General features: G+C 71.1%; 16 protein-coding genes and 1 pseudogene. 8 read left to right on the forward strand and 9 right to left on the reverse strand.

Going from position 1 to position 13520, the window contains the following annotated elements; all coding sequences use genetic code 11:
- The first annotated feature begins 22 nt into the window (after positions 1-22).
- Positions 23-202: a hypothetical protein gene (locus ACZ5NW_RS32335; protein ID WP_468747552.1), complete on the forward strand. Its 180-nt coding sequence runs from the start codon at positions 23-25 to the stop codon at positions 200-202.
- A 177-nt stretch (positions 203-379) separates the two neighbouring features.
- Here ACZ5NW_RS32335 and ACZ5NW_RS32340 read toward each other — a convergent pair whose 3' ends face one another.
- Positions 380-1048, reverse strand: a complete 669-nt coding sequence (locus ACZ5NW_RS32340) for a hypothetical protein (RefSeq protein WP_468747553.1) — start codon at positions 1046-1048, stop codon at positions 380-382.
- Between the two features lie 153 nt (positions 1049-1201).
- On the opposite strand from ACZ5NW_RS32340, the pseudogene ACZ5NW_RS32345 reads away from it, so the two are divergent.
- From ACZ5NW_RS32345 to lnt, 5 genes and pseudogenes are all read left to right on the forward strand, one after another.
- A pseudogene (locus ACZ5NW_RS32345) lies at positions 1202-1353 on the forward strand (TerD family protein); the annotation flags it as partial.
- A gap of 69 nt (positions 1354-1422) precedes the next feature.
- A complete protein-coding gene (locus ACZ5NW_RS32350) occupies positions 1423-1635 on the forward strand; it encodes a hypothetical protein (RefSeq protein ID WP_468747554.1) in 213 nt (70 codons plus the stop codon).
- 301 nt (positions 1636-1936) lie between these two features.
- Entirely contained in the window at positions 1937-2530 is a 594-nt protein-coding gene (locus ACZ5NW_RS32355; protein ID WP_468747555.1) for a DUF4291 domain-containing protein, read from the forward strand.
- A 136-nt stretch (positions 2531-2666) separates the two neighbouring features.
- Positions 2667-3131, forward strand: coding sequence for a nuclear transport factor 2 family protein (locus tag ACZ5NW_RS32360; protein ID WP_468747556.1), 465 nt, complete (start codon positions 2667-2669; stop codon positions 3129-3131).
- Positions 3132-3210: 79 nt separating this feature from the next.
- Positions 3211-4776, forward strand: coding sequence for an apolipoprotein N-acyltransferase (gene lnt / locus ACZ5NW_RS32365; protein WP_468747557.1), 1566 nt, complete (start codon positions 3211-3213; stop codon positions 4774-4776).
- Here lnt and ACZ5NW_RS32370 read toward each other — a convergent pair.
- Entirely contained in the window at positions 4694-5605 is a 912-nt protein-coding gene (locus tag ACZ5NW_RS32370; protein WP_468747558.1) for a Gfo/Idh/MocA family protein, read from the reverse strand. The genes lnt and ACZ5NW_RS32370 overlap by 83 nt on opposite strands.
- Positions 5606-5764: 159 nt before the next feature.
- Here ACZ5NW_RS32370 and ACZ5NW_RS32375 point away from each other — a divergent pair, with 159 nt between their 5' ends.
- Entirely contained in the window at positions 5765-6283 is a 519-nt protein-coding gene (locus tag ACZ5NW_RS32375) for a hypothetical protein (protein ID WP_468747559.1), read from the forward strand.
- Positions 6284-6764: 481 nt separating this feature from the next.
- On the opposite strand, the gene ACZ5NW_RS32380 is transcribed toward ACZ5NW_RS32375, so the two are convergent.
- The 5 genes from ACZ5NW_RS32380 to fabG form a co-directional block, all read right to left on the reverse strand.
- Positions 6765-7214: a hypothetical protein gene (locus ACZ5NW_RS32380; protein ID WP_468747560.1), complete on the reverse strand. Its 450-nt coding sequence runs from the start codon at positions 7212-7214 to the stop codon at positions 6765-6767.
- 155 nt (positions 7215-7369) lie between these two features.
- Complete coding sequence (gene ung, locus ACZ5NW_RS32385) at positions 7370-8053, reverse strand: uracil-DNA glycosylase (protein ID WP_468747561.1); 684 nt, start codon at positions 8051-8053, stop codon at positions 7370-7372.
- Positions 8054-8134: 81 nt separating this feature from the next.
- Positions 8135-9718: an ABC transporter substrate-binding protein gene (locus ACZ5NW_RS32390; RefSeq protein ID WP_468747562.1), complete on the reverse strand. Its 1584-nt coding sequence runs from the start codon at positions 9716-9718 to the stop codon at positions 8135-8137.
- A gap of 243 nt (positions 9719-9961) precedes the next feature.
- Positions 9962-10714 carry an SDR family oxidoreductase gene (locus ACZ5NW_RS32395; RefSeq protein WP_468747563.1) on the reverse strand — a complete coding sequence of 251 codons (753 nt, stop codon included), beginning with the start codon at positions 10712-10714 and terminating at the stop codon, positions 9962-9964.
- A gap of 25 nt (positions 10715-10739) precedes the next feature.
- Positions 10740-11501 carry a 3-oxoacyl-ACP reductase FabG gene (fabG, locus tag ACZ5NW_RS32400; protein WP_468747564.1) on the reverse strand — a complete coding sequence of 254 codons (762 nt, stop codon included), beginning with the start codon at positions 11499-11501 and terminating at the stop codon, positions 10740-10742.
- Between the two features lie 215 nt (positions 11502-11716).
- Between fabG and ACZ5NW_RS32405 the strand changes: the two genes are divergently transcribed.
- On the forward strand, positions 11717-12145 hold the full coding sequence (locus ACZ5NW_RS32405; RefSeq protein WP_468747565.1) for an excalibur calcium-binding protein: 429 nt from the start codon (positions 11717-11719) through the stop codon (positions 12143-12145).
- Positions 12146-12173: 28 nt separating this feature from the next.
- On the opposite strand, the gene ACZ5NW_RS32410 is transcribed toward ACZ5NW_RS32405, so the two are convergent.
- Positions 12174-12590: a DUF3037 domain-containing protein gene (locus tag ACZ5NW_RS32410; protein ID WP_468747608.1), complete on the reverse strand. Its 417-nt coding sequence runs from the start codon at positions 12588-12590 to the stop codon at positions 12174-12176.
- 82 nt (positions 12591-12672) lie between these two features.
- Complete coding sequence (locus tag ACZ5NW_RS32415) at positions 12673-13437, reverse strand: HipA family kinase (protein WP_468747566.1); 765 nt, start codon at positions 13435-13437, stop codon at positions 12673-12675.
- Between the last annotated feature and the right edge of the window lie 83 nt (positions 13438-13520).

Genomic DNA, 13520 nt, shown 5'->3' on the forward strand with positions numbered 1-13520 from the left:
TTCTTGCGCCTAGGCTTGGCGCATGTCCCCCGATTATGCGTTCTCTGGTTCCGTGCGGTCCGCTGCCGAGTTAAACGAGCGGATCCGGGCCCTGTGGCTGCGTGCGGGTGGGTCCCTGTCGGCCCAGGAACGCGCGGAGTACGAGCTGTTGGTGGTCAAGTGGGCCGCGGCGATACGCGGCGAGGTCGTCGAGGCCGCCTGACCCGCCCCTCCCGGATCCGGCACCCCTCGGCGCACCAGATGCGCCCGCGTCTCCTCGGTCACCGGACAAGGCCGCTCCGGCGGCAACAGGGCTCGCGCCGCCGCCAGTTCACCCGCTCGGACATGCGGGTGGATCTCCCTGGCCGACGGGGTCACGTCCTCGATCCCGACGCTCCACTCATCGGCACAGCGCACCGGGGACTGAGTGGCCGTTGCCCGTGCCGCGTGTCCACAGGGAGATGTCGCTGCTCGTCGCTACGGCAATAGTCCGTCCCGAGGGCGAAAAGCCGACTGCTCGGAGTTCGGAGTAGTCGGAATGGAGGATGTGCCACCACCGCTCTCCGTGCGGACCTGCATGGGGCAGCCCACCATCGCTGGACAGCAGGACACGATCGTTCGGCCAGGCCGGGGTGACGACCTCCAGGGTCCAGCCGTCCGCGGTGGTGGTGTGCAGCCCTCCGCCGAAGAGTCCTGCGATGCGCACGCGGCTTCCGGTGATCGGCCCCAGTCCGGGGCAGGACAAGTCGGCAACCGCGTCGGGGGTGCTGTCCTCGGGGTCGGGGTCGCGGTCCCTGGCGATCTTCGCCCCCGTAACGGCGTCGAAGAGTCCGTGACCGTCGCTGGAAACCACCATCACGAGATCGTGGCCATGGTCAGGATGCGTCGCGAAGCCGATCCCGAGCAGCCCGCCGACGGCGACACGGGACTCGAAGACGGACCGCCAGGGCTCAGGAGCGGCCACCACGGGAGCCGCGAGAAGCCGGTTCCGCATCGCCCGCTGGTACGCCGAGAGCTCCGGCTCGTACTCCGACCGCTCGACAGGAGCCGCCTTGTTGGTCCGCTTCATCACGGCTCCATGATCCACGCTTCTTCGGCGAGTGGATGTGCGAGACGGTGATTGCTGGCTAGAGTCATCTGGTTACACCTGGTTGCGGGGACAACCAAAGTGCCTTTCGGCTGCCAATGTCCTGGGGAGGGCCTGCAGCGCATGAGTCGTCGCTCTACTGGTTTTGTCGGCGAAACCGCCCTGGTACTCGGCTCCTTCCGCCGAAGGGCGAACGGAGACTGGGACTTCATTCTGGGCGGCGCGGCAAGGGCTACACGGGCGGCCTGGAGGAACTCGTTCAGGATTTCGGCATCGAGGTGGAGTAGATCCCCCCGGTGCCCATGGCGTGTAAAGGCGCGTGCCTGTCCCCGCGTGCGCTGTTACGGTGCCGCTTCGTGAGTACGGACATCCACGGCGGCATCGAGTTTCGTCACCCCGGCGTCGGCACCGACTACTACGACGGTGAGCCGTGGGTGGCCGCCATGGATCTTTGGCCGCTGTACGACGAGACCGATTACGCGGGCTTCCAACCGCTCGCACCGGACCGCGGCCTTCCCGTCGATCTGTCGAGCGGGTGCGCAGTTGGGGTCCTGGGTTGCAGCGGGTGACTTGTACGGCGCGAGCTGGGTCAGCTGGGCGGAGCTTGCTTCCATGGATCTCGCGACCAGGCCCGACCACTTCATCGGCCGGCTGACCTGGTGCACGACATCGCGGCCACCGGTACTGCATCAACAATTCGTTTCCGATTCCTGGCCGTCGGAAGCTCTGTCCGCGGTAGGCGTGCCGCCCGCGGACTTGCCCAGTGCGACGGAGCGCGTGGAGTGGGCCACCGACGAAGTGACGTGCACATTCGACTGACCGCACAAAAATCGGTGGCCCCCCGAGTCGGCCGACCCCACTCTGTACGCCATGGAAGAACCGCACCGCCGGATCCGTGCACTCCACACGGCATCCACGATCACCGTCTACCAGGCCTACTCCCCTGAAATCGGAGTGCCCGCCGTCCGGGACGGCCGCTTTCCCTCCATGTGGCGGCGGAATCGCATGACATGGATCAAACCCAGCTTCCTGTGGATGATGTACCGCTCCAACTGGGGCACCAGCGCCGGGCAGGAGACCGTTCTCGCCGTCGAGATCACTCGCGCCGGCTTCGACTGGGCGCTGCGCCACGCCTGTCTGTCGAGCTACGTTCGCGGTCTGCATCCCGATCGCGGCACCTGGCAGCGTGAACTCAAGCGCGCACCGGCCCGTGTCCAGTGGGACCCCGAACGCGACCTCAACTTGCGTCCTCTGCCGCACCGCTCGCTGCAACTCGGGCTCTCGGGCGAGGCGTCTTCGCGCTACGCGGACGACTGGATCGTGTCCATCAGCGACGTGACTCCACTCGCCCGAGAAATCCGCACACTCGTCGATCACGGCGATCTGGACTCCGCGACACGACTGCTTCCCCAGGAACAGCGCTACCCCGCAGGCGACGAACTGCTCGCCCACCTGCGGCCCTGACCAGCGACACACCGGCAGCTGTTCACGGTCATGCCGATCGTGCCGTCAGCATGGACGAGGTCTCCACGGCCGGCGAATGTCCGCCGATCGGCGCACGACCCTTGGCTGTGCATCCGTCGTGCTCAACACTCGGCCCATGACGCAGCGTGTGGAGCTTGCCACCGTGATGGATCGGCTGGCCGTCGATGGGCTGATCACCGACTACGCGGTGACCGTCGACGACGGCGACTGGGCGGCGTACCGGAAACTGTTCACCTCCGACGGACGGGCGGACTACCGTTCCGCCGGGGGCATCGAGGGGCGCGCCGGCGATGTCGCCGTGTGGCTCGCCGACACCATGCGGATGTTCCCGATGCGCCAGCACCTCATCGTGAACCGCCGGCTCCGCTTCGGGATCCTGGAGCAGGACACCGGTGACACGGCCCGCGTCCAGGCCGACTACGTCAACCCGATGCGCCTCACCACCGGCGACGGGGACACCGCGCCACCCGATTTCGTGTGCGGCGGACGGTACGCCTTCGCCCTCCTGCGCACCCCCGACGGCTGGCGAGTGCGCGAGGTGGTCGTACGGGAGAAATGGCGGCGACTGCCCTCGTCGTAGAACCCGCGCCCGTGCCCTCTGTCCGAGATCGTCCCCGGCGCGGCACACTGGATCCACCCCTCGGGCAGGAGGCGCCCCCATGAACTGGTCCGGTCAGTGGCTCGCCTCCCCGTGGCGGCGCTCGGCGATCGCCGCGCTGGCGGGCGCCCTGCCCGTGCTCGCGGTCCCCGCTCCCGCCCTGTGGTGGTGGGCGTACGTCGCGCTCGTCCCCTGGATGCTGCTCGCCCGCGCCGCGCCCACCCCGAGGCGCGCGCTCCACGACGGCTGGTGGGGCGGCTTCGGGTTCATGCTGGCCATGCACCACTGGCTGCTGCCGAGCCTGCATGTGTTCACGCTGGTCATCGCGGCCCTCCTGGGCGCGCTGTGGGCGCCCTGGGCCTGGCTGGTGCGCCGGTTCCTGGCCGGTGCGCCCTCCCGTGGCCGGGTCGTGGCGGCCCTGGTGGTGCTGCCCTCGGCGTGGCTGATGGTCGAACTCGTCCGGTCCTGGCAGGGGCTCGGCGGCCCCTGGGGCATGCTCGGGGCGAGCCAGTGGCAGGTGCAGCCCGCGCTGCGGCTGGCGTCGGTCGGCGGGGTGTGGCTGATCAGCTTCCTCGTCGTGGCCGTCAATGTCGCCGCCGCCGTCCTGATCGCCCTGCCGCACTCCCGGACGCCCGCCGTCGCCGGACTCGTCGCCACCGCCGCCGCGGCCTCCACGGCCTGGGTGTGGTCACCGCGCCCGGACACGGACGGCCGGACCCGGATCGCGATCGTCCAGCCCGGGGTGATCGACGGCCCCGACCACCGCTTCGACCGCGAGGAGCAGCTGACCCGCCGGCTCATCGGCCAGGACGTGGACCTGATCGTCTGGGGCGAGAGCAGCGTCGGCTACGACTTGAGCGACCGGCCGGACCTCGCCCACCGCATCGCCGACCTCTCACGCGCCACCGGCGCCGACATCCTCGTCAACGTCGACGCTCGCCGCTCGGACCGGCCGGGCATCTACAAGAGCTCCCTCCTCGTCGGACCGATGGGCCCGACCGGCGACCGGTACGACAAGATGCGGCTCGTGCCCTTCGGCGAGTACATCCCGGCCCGCTCGCTGCTCGGCTGGGCCACCTCGGTCGGCAAGGCGGCCGGCGAGGACCGGCGGCGCGGCACCGAGCAGGTCGTGATGGACGCCTCGCCCGGACTGCGGATCGGCCCCCTGGTGTGCTTCGAGACGGCGTTCCCCGACATGAGCCGCCACCTCACCGACGACGGCGCCGATGTCGTCGTCGCCCAGTCGTCGACGTCGACCTTCCAGCACAGCTGGGCCCCCGAGCAGCACGCGTCGCTCGCCGCGCTGCGCGCCGCCGAGACCGGCCGCCCCTTCGTGCACGCGACGCTGACGGGTGTCTCCGCGGTCTACGACGCGAGCGGACGGCGCCTGGGCGCCTGGCTGGGCATGGACGCGAGCACGACGGCGGTGTACGACGTGCCGCTGGCCGACGGCGTCACGCCGTACGTCCGCTTCGGCGACTGGCCGGTGCACGCCGCCCTGCTCGTGCTGATCGCGCTGGGGCTCGCCGAGGGGACCCGGGCCCTCAGGCCGCGGCGGAGTGCTCCCGCACCGCTCGGACCACCCGCTCGCACAGTTCATGAGTCGCCAGCGCGTCCCGGGCACTGAGCAGCTTTCCCGCGCGCACCGCGTCCAGGAAGGCGAGCACGGCCTGCTCGATACCGCGCTGCCGGGCCACCGGCACCCAGTCCCCGCGACGGCGCACGGTCGGCTGCCCCTTGTGGTCGATGACCTCGGCGAGGTTGACGACCTGCCGCTTGGTGTCCTGCCCGGACACCTCCAGGATCTCCTCGCTGGAGCCACTGAGCCGGTTCATCACACCGAGCGCGGTGAAGCCGTCCCCGGCGAGCTGGAGCACGACGTGGTGCAGCAGCCCGTCCGCCACGCGCGCGCGTACCGTCACGTCGTCCACCGGGCCGGGCACCAGGAAGCGCAGGGTGTCGACGACGTGGATGAAGTCGTCGAGGATCATCGTGCGGGGCTCCTCGGGCAGCCCGACGCGGTTCTTCTGCATGAGGATCAGCTCGCGCGGATGGTCGGCGCACTGGGCGTAGCCGGGCGCGAAGCGCCGGTTGAAGCCGACGGCGAGGCTCGTGCCGCGCTCCTCGGCGAGCTCCACCAGCCGCGTGGAGTCGGCGAGTTCGTAGGCCAGCGGCTTGTCGACGTAGGTCGCGACGCCCGCCTGGAGCAGCCGGGCGACGATCTCGGGGTGGGCGCTGGTGGGCGCGTGCACGAAGGCGGCGTCGAGGCCCTCGGCGAGCAGCGCGTCGAGGTCGCGGTGGCGCTGCGCGGGCGGCAGATGAAGGCTGTCGCCGACCCGGTCGAGGGTGGCCGGGGTGCGGGTCTGCAGATGCAGCTCGACTCCGGGCTGCACGCCGAGGACCGGCAGATACGCCTTCTGCGCGATGTCGCCGAGTCCGATGCAGCCGACCTTCACGGAGGGCTCCTCTCTGCCCGCGGGATGCCTGCACGGCAGCATACGGGGGTCAGCGCGGGGACGCCCGCGCCCTCCTTACGGGGCAGGAGATCACCCGTGCGGGGCAACCTCCGCTTGTCCGCTGTCGCTCGGGGCGGGTGACCCAGCAGAGTTGCGCGGGTGCAGCGAACGACGACTACCGCAACGCTCCTGGTCACCGTGGCCGTGTCGGCCCTCGCCGGCTGTGTGACCGTTCAGCAGCGCCCGCCCGCGCCCGGTCCGCCGCCCGCGGCGCCCTACGTGCCGGTGGCCCCGAGGCCCGACGGACAGGCCGGGACGCAGGTGGTGCAGGCGCCGGTGCGGGAGGCGCTGGAGATGGTGGAGTCGTCGCGGAAGCCGGAGGAGAAGGTGCCGGAGCAGCGGCGGCGGCCGGCGCCGGACAGCGCGGCGCGGGAGCAGCCGGGGCGTGGGGGCTCGCGGCCCCAGCAGCCGCGTTCGAACGGCCGTCCGACGCATCCCCCGGCCCGCCGGCCCGCTCCACCGCACGTCGACCTCCAGGACCTGCCCGAGAAGGTGTCGAAGGACGTCTCCCGGGAGGTCCGCAAGGACACCGATGTGTGCGCGCTGGGGAGGAAGTACGGGGGCTGGCGGGCGGACAGCCCGGAGGCCGTGATCTGCGGGCGGACGCATGGCGGATAGTGCACCCGGGGCCGTCGCCCCAGCCTCAGGTATCCGGGGCGCCGGCCTCAGCCCCCGAGACGCAGGCCTCAGCCCCGAGGCCCGGGCGGCCGGCCCGGAGGCCGTGATCTGCGGGCGGACACACGGCGGATAGAGCGCCCGGGGCCGTCGCTGCAGCCTCAGGTATCCGGGGCGCCGGCCTCCCGGATGCGCAGGCCTCATCCCCGAGGCCCGGGCTCAGTCCCCGAAGCGCAGGCTCAGTCCCCGAGGCGCCGGCCCCAGCCCCGAAGGCGCAGGCTCAGCCCCCGAAGCGCAGGCTCAGTCCCGGAGGCCCGGGCTCAGTCCCCGAAGCGCCCGCCCCAGCCCCGAAGGCGCAGGCTCAGCCCCCGAAGCGCCCGCCCCAGCCCCGAAGGCGCAGGCCCCAGCCCCCGAGGCGCCAGCCCCAGCCCCGAAGGCGCGGGCTCAGCCCCCGAAGCGCCCGCCCCAGCCCGAGGCGCAGGCCTCATTCCCCGAGGCGCTGCTCCAGTCGTCTGATCTCCGCCCGCACCCCGTCGCCGTAGCCGTCGTCGCGCAGGGTGCGGGCCGCTCCCCGGGCGCGGCTCAGATGGGCCCGGGCCGCGTCGGGGCGGCCCAGTTTCGCGTAGTCCGCGGCCAGGTTCAGATGCAGCGAGGGATACAGCGCCGCCGTCTCGCGCGAGTCCCGCAGTTCCTCGGCGGCGGTCAACGCCCTCAAGTCCCAGGCCAGTTCGTACTCGGGGTCGTCCTGGGTGTCGGCCAGATAGTGGGCGAGGGTGCAGCGGTGCAGCGGGTCGCCGTGCTCGCCGAGTTCCGACCAGAGGTCGAGCAGGCGCCGGCGGGCCTCCTCGCGGTCACCGCCGTGGTGCAGCATCACCACCTGCCCGATCCGCGTCGGCAAGGTGTCCGGCGCCGTCTGCCCCTGTCGCTCCGCCACCGCGCCCTCCAAACCGTCCGGGGGACGACGCCTGCGCCCGGGACACACACCTCTTCCCGGAACACTCTGTCCCCGGGACGACGCTAACCGCAGCGACCGGCGATCTTCGTCAGGCGGCACCGGGCCGGTCGCGCGAGGAACCGGCCCGGCGGCGGTCAGCCGAGGTTCGGCACGGTCCAGTCGATCGGGTCGTGGCCCTGCGCGGCCACCGCCTCGTTGATCTGCGTGAACGGACGGGAGCCGAAGAACTTCTTCGCGGACAGCGGGGAGGGGTGCGCGCCCTTGACCACCGCGTGCCGCGTCTCGTCGATCAGCGGGAGCTTCTTCTGCGCGTAATTCCCCCACAGGACGAACACCGCCGGGTCGGGCCGGCCGGCCACCGCGCGGATCACGGCGTCGGTGAACTTCTCCCAGCCCTTGCCCTTGTGCGAGTTGGCCTCGCCGGAGCGGACGGTGAGGACCGCGTTGAGCAGCAGGACGCCCTGCTGGGCCCAGGGCATCAGATAGCCGTTGTCCGGGATCGGGGTGCCGAGCTCCTCGTGCATCTCCTTGTAGATGTTGCGCAGGGAGGGCGGGACGCGCACGCCCGGGCGGACCGAGAAGCACAGACCGTGGCCCTGGCCCTCGCCGTGGTAGGGGTCCTGGCCGAGGATGAGGACCTTCACCTTGTCGTACGGCGTGGCGTCGAGCGCGGCGAAGACCTCCTCGCGCGGCGGGTAGACGGCACCCTTCGCCCGCTCCTCCTCGACGAACTCCGTCAGCTCCTTGAAGTAGGGCTGCTGGAGCTCGTCGCCCAGCACCCCGCGCCAGGACTCGGGCAGCATGGCGGTGTCGGTCACGTCAACGTCCTTCGGTCGTGCGGTGGTTTCCAGGCCTCAGAACCTACAGGCGACCACTGACAACCGGCTCCCGGATCCGTGCTACCAGCTGGTCTTTCGGGACAGCTTCCACATCATCATGATCGTCGACGGGTCCAGGGACTGCTCGCCGCCGGAGATGTCCTCGTTGGCGGCCACGTACTGCTTGCCCTGCCACAGCGGCAGCAGCCGGGCGTCCTCGACGAAGACGCGCTGGGCCGCCTCGAAGTCCTTCACCACCTTGGCGCGGTCCTTCTCCTCCCGCGAGCGCGGCAGCAGGGTGTTGACGATCTCCTTCGACGGGTAGGGCGTGCCGAGCGCGTTCTGCTCGCCGACGAAGGGCGCGATGAAGTTGTCGGCGTCGGGGAAGTCGGGGAACCAGCCGCGGCCGAAGACCGGGTACTCGCCCTTCTGGTAGCCGAAGACGTACGTCTTCCAGGGCCGGCTCTTCAGGGTGACCTTGAACAGGCCCGACGCCTCCAGCTGGCGCTTGAGCTCCTTGAACTCCAGGGCGGTCTCGGAGCCGTAGCGGTCGGAGGTGTACCAGAGGGTGAGCGGGACGGGTCCGGTGATGCCGGCGTCGGTGAGGATCTCGCGCGCCTTGTCCGGGTCGGGGTCACCGAAGTCGTCGAAGAAGGCCGTGGTGTGGCCGGTCAGGCCCTGCGGGACCATGGAGTACAGCGGCTCCACGGTGTCCTTGTAGATGGTGTGCGCGATGGCGGTCCGGTCGACGATCTGCGCGACGGCCTGGCGTACGGCGAGCTTGTTCGCCCACGGGTCCTTCGGGTTGAACACCAGGTAGTTGATGTCGGTGCCGGCGCCCTCGACGAGCTGCAGTCCCTCGTTCTCGGGGGCCTTGTCGTCCAGGGAGACGATGTCGTCGGCGGCGAGACCGCGGTAGGTGACGTCGATCTGCCGGTCGCGCAGGGCCTTGACCATGGTGGCCGAGTCCTGGAAGTAGCGGATGGTGACCGCGTCGTTCTGCCGGTCGGCGAAGCCCTTGTAGTGGTCGTTGCGCGTGAGTTCGGCGCGCTTGCCCTCCTCGTAGTGCTGCAGCCGGTACGGGCCGGAGCCGACGACCGAGGAGTCGGTACGCAGTGAGCCGGCGGGGTAGTCGTCCGGGTCGACGATCGACATGGCCGGGGTGGCGAGCACGAACGGGAAGGTGGCGTCGGGCTTGTTCAGCCGGAAGACGACCTCGCGGTCGCCGAGGACCTGGACGCGGTCGAGGCTGCCGAGCAGCCCGGCGGGGCCGGTCTTGGCGTTGATCTTGCGTATGCGGTCGATGGAGTGCTTCACGGCCTGGGCGTCGAGCGTGTCGCCGTTGGAGAAGGTGAGGCCCTCGCGCAGCTCGCAGCGGTAGACGCGGCTGGCGTTGTCGGTGAACTCGCAGGACTTGGCCGCGTCGGGTTCGGGGGTGGTCGCGCCGCTCGGGTAGGACAGGAGGGTCTGGTACACGTTGCGGAACAGCTCCCAGGAGCCGTCCCAGGAGGCGGCGGGGTCCAGCGTGCTGGGGGCGCTGGTGGTGCCGACGACGATCGGACCCTTGTCTTCGGAACCGCTGTCCGAGAAGTAGCCGCAGCCGGCGACCATCCCGAGGGAGGCGATCGCCGCCACTTGCCGAAGGCTTCGCTTCCGGTTGAACACGCGCTCACTCCTCGATCTGCCGTACCAAGGGTCGGCAGACCATACCGCAGTGCCACGGGGGGAGAACCAGCCTCGTGCGGCGGTCTTGATCGACTCGTTTCTGACTACGTTGTCAGCGCGCCGCGCGGGCCCCGGACGACCTCCTACGACGACAAGGGCGCCGTTTCCGTCAAGGAAACGGCGCCCTTCGTGAGCCCTTCGTGACCGGCCCGGGGAACGGCCCGGTCAACGGTCCGGACGGGGTCAGCCGACGCCGGCGTTGAGGAAGATGCCGCCGTCGACGACGAGGGTCTGCCCGGTGACCCAGGCGGACTGCTCGGAGGTGAGGAAGTCCGCCGCCCCGCCGATGTCGGAGGGCACGCCGAGCCGGGCGAGCGGGTAGGCCGCGGCGGCCTCCTCCTCCCGGCCCTCGTACAGGGCCTGCGCGAACTTGGTCTTCACCACGGCCGGGGCGATCGCGTTGACCCGCACCTTGGGCGCGAACTCGTGGGCGAGCTGCGCGGTGAGGTTGATCAGCGCGGCCTTGCTGACGCCGTAGGCGGCGATGAACGGCGAGGGCGCGATGCCAGCGACGGAGGCGATGTTGACGATCGTGCCGCCGTTGTCCTTCTGCCAGGCGTGCCAGGTCTTCTGGGCGAAGCCGAGCGCGGAGATCACGTTGGTCTCGAAGACCTTGCGCGCCACGTTCAGGTCGAGGTCGGCGATCGGCCCGAACACCGGGTTGGTGCCGGCGTTGTTGACCAGGTGGTCGACGCGCCCGAAGGCCTCCATGGTGCGGGCGACGGCCTCGGCCTGGTGGGCCTCGTCGTGCGCCTTGCCGACGACGTAGATCGCGCGGTCGGTGCCGAGCTGCTCGACGGCCTCCTTGAGGGAGTCCTCGTTGCGGCCGGTGACGCAGACCCGGTCGCCGCGGGCGACCAGCGCCTCCGCGACGCCGTATCCGATGCCGCGGCTGGCGCCGGTGATCAGCGCGACCTTGCCGGAGTGTTCAGTCATGTCCGTGTTCCCTGTTCCCTGGGCTTCAGTTGAGCGGGCCGCCGGCGACGTACAGCACCTGGCCGGAGACGAATCCGGCCGCCTCGCCGGTGAAGAACGCGATGGCGTTGGCGATGTCGCCGGGCTCGCCGACGCGCGCCACGGGGATCTGGGTGGCGGCCGCGGCCTTGAACTCCTCGAAGCCCATGCCGACGCGGTCGGCGGTGGCCTTGGTCATCTCGGTGGCGATGAAGCCGGGCGCGACGGCGTTGGCGGTGATGCCGAACTTGCCGAGCTCGATGGCGAGGGTCTTGGTGAAGCCCTGCAGACCGGCCTTGGCGGCGGAGTAGTTGACCTGGCCGCGGTTGCCGAGCGCGGAGGACGAGGACAGGTTGACGATACGGCCGAAGCCGGCGTCGACCATGTGCTTCTGGACGGCCTTGGTCATCAGGAAGGAGCCGCGCAGGTGCACGTTCATGACGGTGTCCCAGTCGGACACGCTCATCTTGAACAGCAGGTTGTCGCGCAGCACACCCGCGTTGTTGACGAGGATCGTGGGGGCGCCGAGCTCCTCGACGACCCGTGCGACGGCCGCCTCGACCTGGGCCTCGTCGGAGACGTCGGCGCCGACCGCGATCGCCCGGCCACCGGCGGCGGTGATCTTCTCGACCGTGTCCTTGCAGGCGGCCTCGTCGAGGTCGATCACGGCGACGGCGCGGCCCTCGGCGGCCAGCCGTACGGCGGTGGCGGCGCCGATACCGCGCGCGGCACCGGTGACTACTGCGACCCGCTGCTCAGTGGTGGACATTGCTGGATCTCCTCGCCCTTGAGAGAACACGATGTGCGGTGAGCGACCGCTTAGTACCTTCAGCAGACGTGACGCTAGAAGCCCCGGCACCCGGTGTCAACGGCACACCCGCCCGGTGTGATCCATTACCCGATCGGCCCACTGTCGCGCGCCGCTTCGATGCTCGCCCTCCTAGCGTCGAAGGGCGAGTCGTTCTTGCCCGAAGGGAGGGCCCCATGACCCGTCGCAGGGCCGGTGCCGCCGGCGCGCTGTTCGCGATATCCGCGATCGTGCCGATGGCCGCCCCCGCTCACGCCCAGGATCTGGACTGCCGTGACTTCACCTTCCAGGAGGACGCCCAGGCCGTCTTTGACGCGGATCCCAGCGATCCCAACCGCCTCGACGAGGACCAGGGTCCCGACGACGGCATAGCCTGCGAGGCGCTGCCCCGCCGCGGCGTCACCTCGTCCACGTTCCGCCCCCTGACCCCGGCCACCGTCGTCCCGACCCTCGGCGTCCAGGGCGGCCTGGGCGGCGCGACGCTCACCGGCCCGGCCGACTGGGACATCGCCATCGGCCTCGCCCTCGTCACCGGCGCGACCGTCGCGGGCGTCGTGGTGGTCGGACGGCGGCGGACACGGGGAGTGTCCGCACGTCACCGCTAGCAGCCGCCGGCTCGCCAGGCACCGCCCGTCACCTCACCAGGAGGTCCAGTAGGCGTTCCGTCTCGGCGGTCGGGTCGGTGGTCAGGCCCGTGTGCACGGGGCCCGGCTGGACGATCGTGGAACGCGGGGCGACCAGCCAGCGGAAGCGGCGCCCGGCGTCGTCGCCCGCGGCCTGGCCCGCCGTCTCTCCCCCGCCGCACACCCGCTCGACGGCGTCCAGCGCGGCCCGGACACCGGCCAGGTCGACCCCGGGGTCGAGGGCGAGCAGCCGCGCCTCGTCGAGGTGGGTGCGGGCACCGACGTACCCCCGGGCACGGCAGTACACGAGCACGCCGGCGTTGACGCACTCGCCGCGCTCCACGCGGGGGACGACCCGCAGCAGGGCGTACTCGAAGACGTCCCGGCCGCCGCCCTGACCGGGGCGGGTGATGTGCCGCTCGGTCATCCGGCCGGCCACGTTGATACGGCTCTCGCTCACTGGGTCTCCTGGCTGCGGTCGCTGCGGTGGGCTGTGGCGCGGTCCTCGCTCACTTCGCTTCCCCGAGGCCGGTGACGCGCTCGTGGATGGTGGCCGCGCGGGCCAGCAGGGGGCGGGCGTAGGCGCGGCGGAGGTCGTCCGGGGTGGTGAAGCCCGGCTCGCCCGTCAGCCAGGCGTCCGGGATCTCGGCGGTGACCTCGGCGAGGAGTTCCTCGGTGACCAGGGGGGCCAGGTCCGCCGCGGCGGCGGCGAGATCGGGGCCGAAGCGGGCCAGGGCGTGGTCCGAGGCGTCGTAGGGGCGGGCGACGGAGGTCTCGGCGGAGGGCCAGTTGTGGTGCCAGATCATCGTGGCGCCGTGGTCGATGAGCCACAGGTCGCCGCCGTGCATCAGGAGGTTGGGGTTGCGCCAGGAGCGGTCCACGTTGTTGATCAGCGCGTCGAACCAGACGATCCGCCCGGCCTCCTCCGCGCTCACCGGGAAGGCGAGCGGGTCGAAGCCGAGGGCGCCGGAGAGGAAGTCCATGCCGAGGTTGGTGCCGCCGCTGGACTTCAGCAGCTCCTGCACCTGGTCGTCGGGTTCGCCGAGCCCGAGCACCGGGTCCAGCTCCAGGGTGACCAGCCGGGGCATCCGGAAGCCGAGCCGGCGGGCGAGTTCGCCGCAGACGACCTCCGCGACGAGCGTCTTGCGGCCCTGTCCGGCGCCGGTGAACTTCATGACGTAGATCCCGAAGTCGTCGGCCTCGACGAGCCCCGGCAGCGAGCCGCCCTCCCGCAGAGGGGTGATGTAGCGAGTGGCGGTGACGTCCTTGAGCATCGCCCCAGGTTACTGGGGCGCAGGTGGACGCCCGTGCCGCCGGGGTCGACAGCTGCGCGACAGCTCTGGCTTACGCCCTCCTG

Source organism: Streptomyces sp. NPDC032126, assembly GCF_055580085.1.

Coding starts and splice junctions, on each gene's coding strand:
- ACZ5NW_RS32335 (WP_468747552.1), top strand. CDS start 23: ATGTCCCCCGATTATGCGTTCTCTGGTTCCGTGCGGTCCGCTGCCGAG.
- ACZ5NW_RS32340 (WP_468747553.1), bottom strand. CDS start 1,048: ATGAAGCGGACCAACAAGGCGGCTCCTGTCGAGCGGTCGGAGTACGAG.
- ACZ5NW_RS32355 (WP_468747555.1), top strand. CDS start 1,937: ATGGAAGAACCGCACCGCCGGATCCGTGCACTCCACACGGCATCCACG.
- ACZ5NW_RS32360 (WP_468747556.1), top strand. CDS start 2,667: ATGACGCAGCGTGTGGAGCTTGCCACCGTGATGGATCGGCTGGCCGTC.
- lnt (WP_468747557.1), top strand. CDS start 3,211: ATGAACTGGTCCGGTCAGTGGCTCGCCTCCCCGTGGCGGCGCTCGGCG.
- ACZ5NW_RS32395 (WP_468747563.1), bottom strand. CDS start 10,714: ATGACTGAACACTCCGGCAAGGTCGCGCTGATCACCGGCGCCAGCCGC.
- fabG (WP_468747564.1), bottom strand. CDS start 11,501: ATGTCCACCACTGAGCAGCGGGTCGCAGTAGTCACCGGTGCCGCGCGC.
- ACZ5NW_RS32405 (WP_468747565.1), top strand. CDS start 11,717: ATGACCCGTCGCAGGGCCGGTGCCGCCGGCGCGCTGTTCGCGATATCC.
- ACZ5NW_RS32410 (WP_468747608.1), bottom strand. CDS start 12,590: ATGACCGAGCGGCACATCACCCGCCCCGGTCAGGGCGGCGGCCGGGAC.
- ACZ5NW_RS32415 (WP_468747566.1), bottom strand. CDS start 13,437: ATGCTCAAGGACGTCACCGCCACTCGCTACATCACCCCTCTGCGGGAG.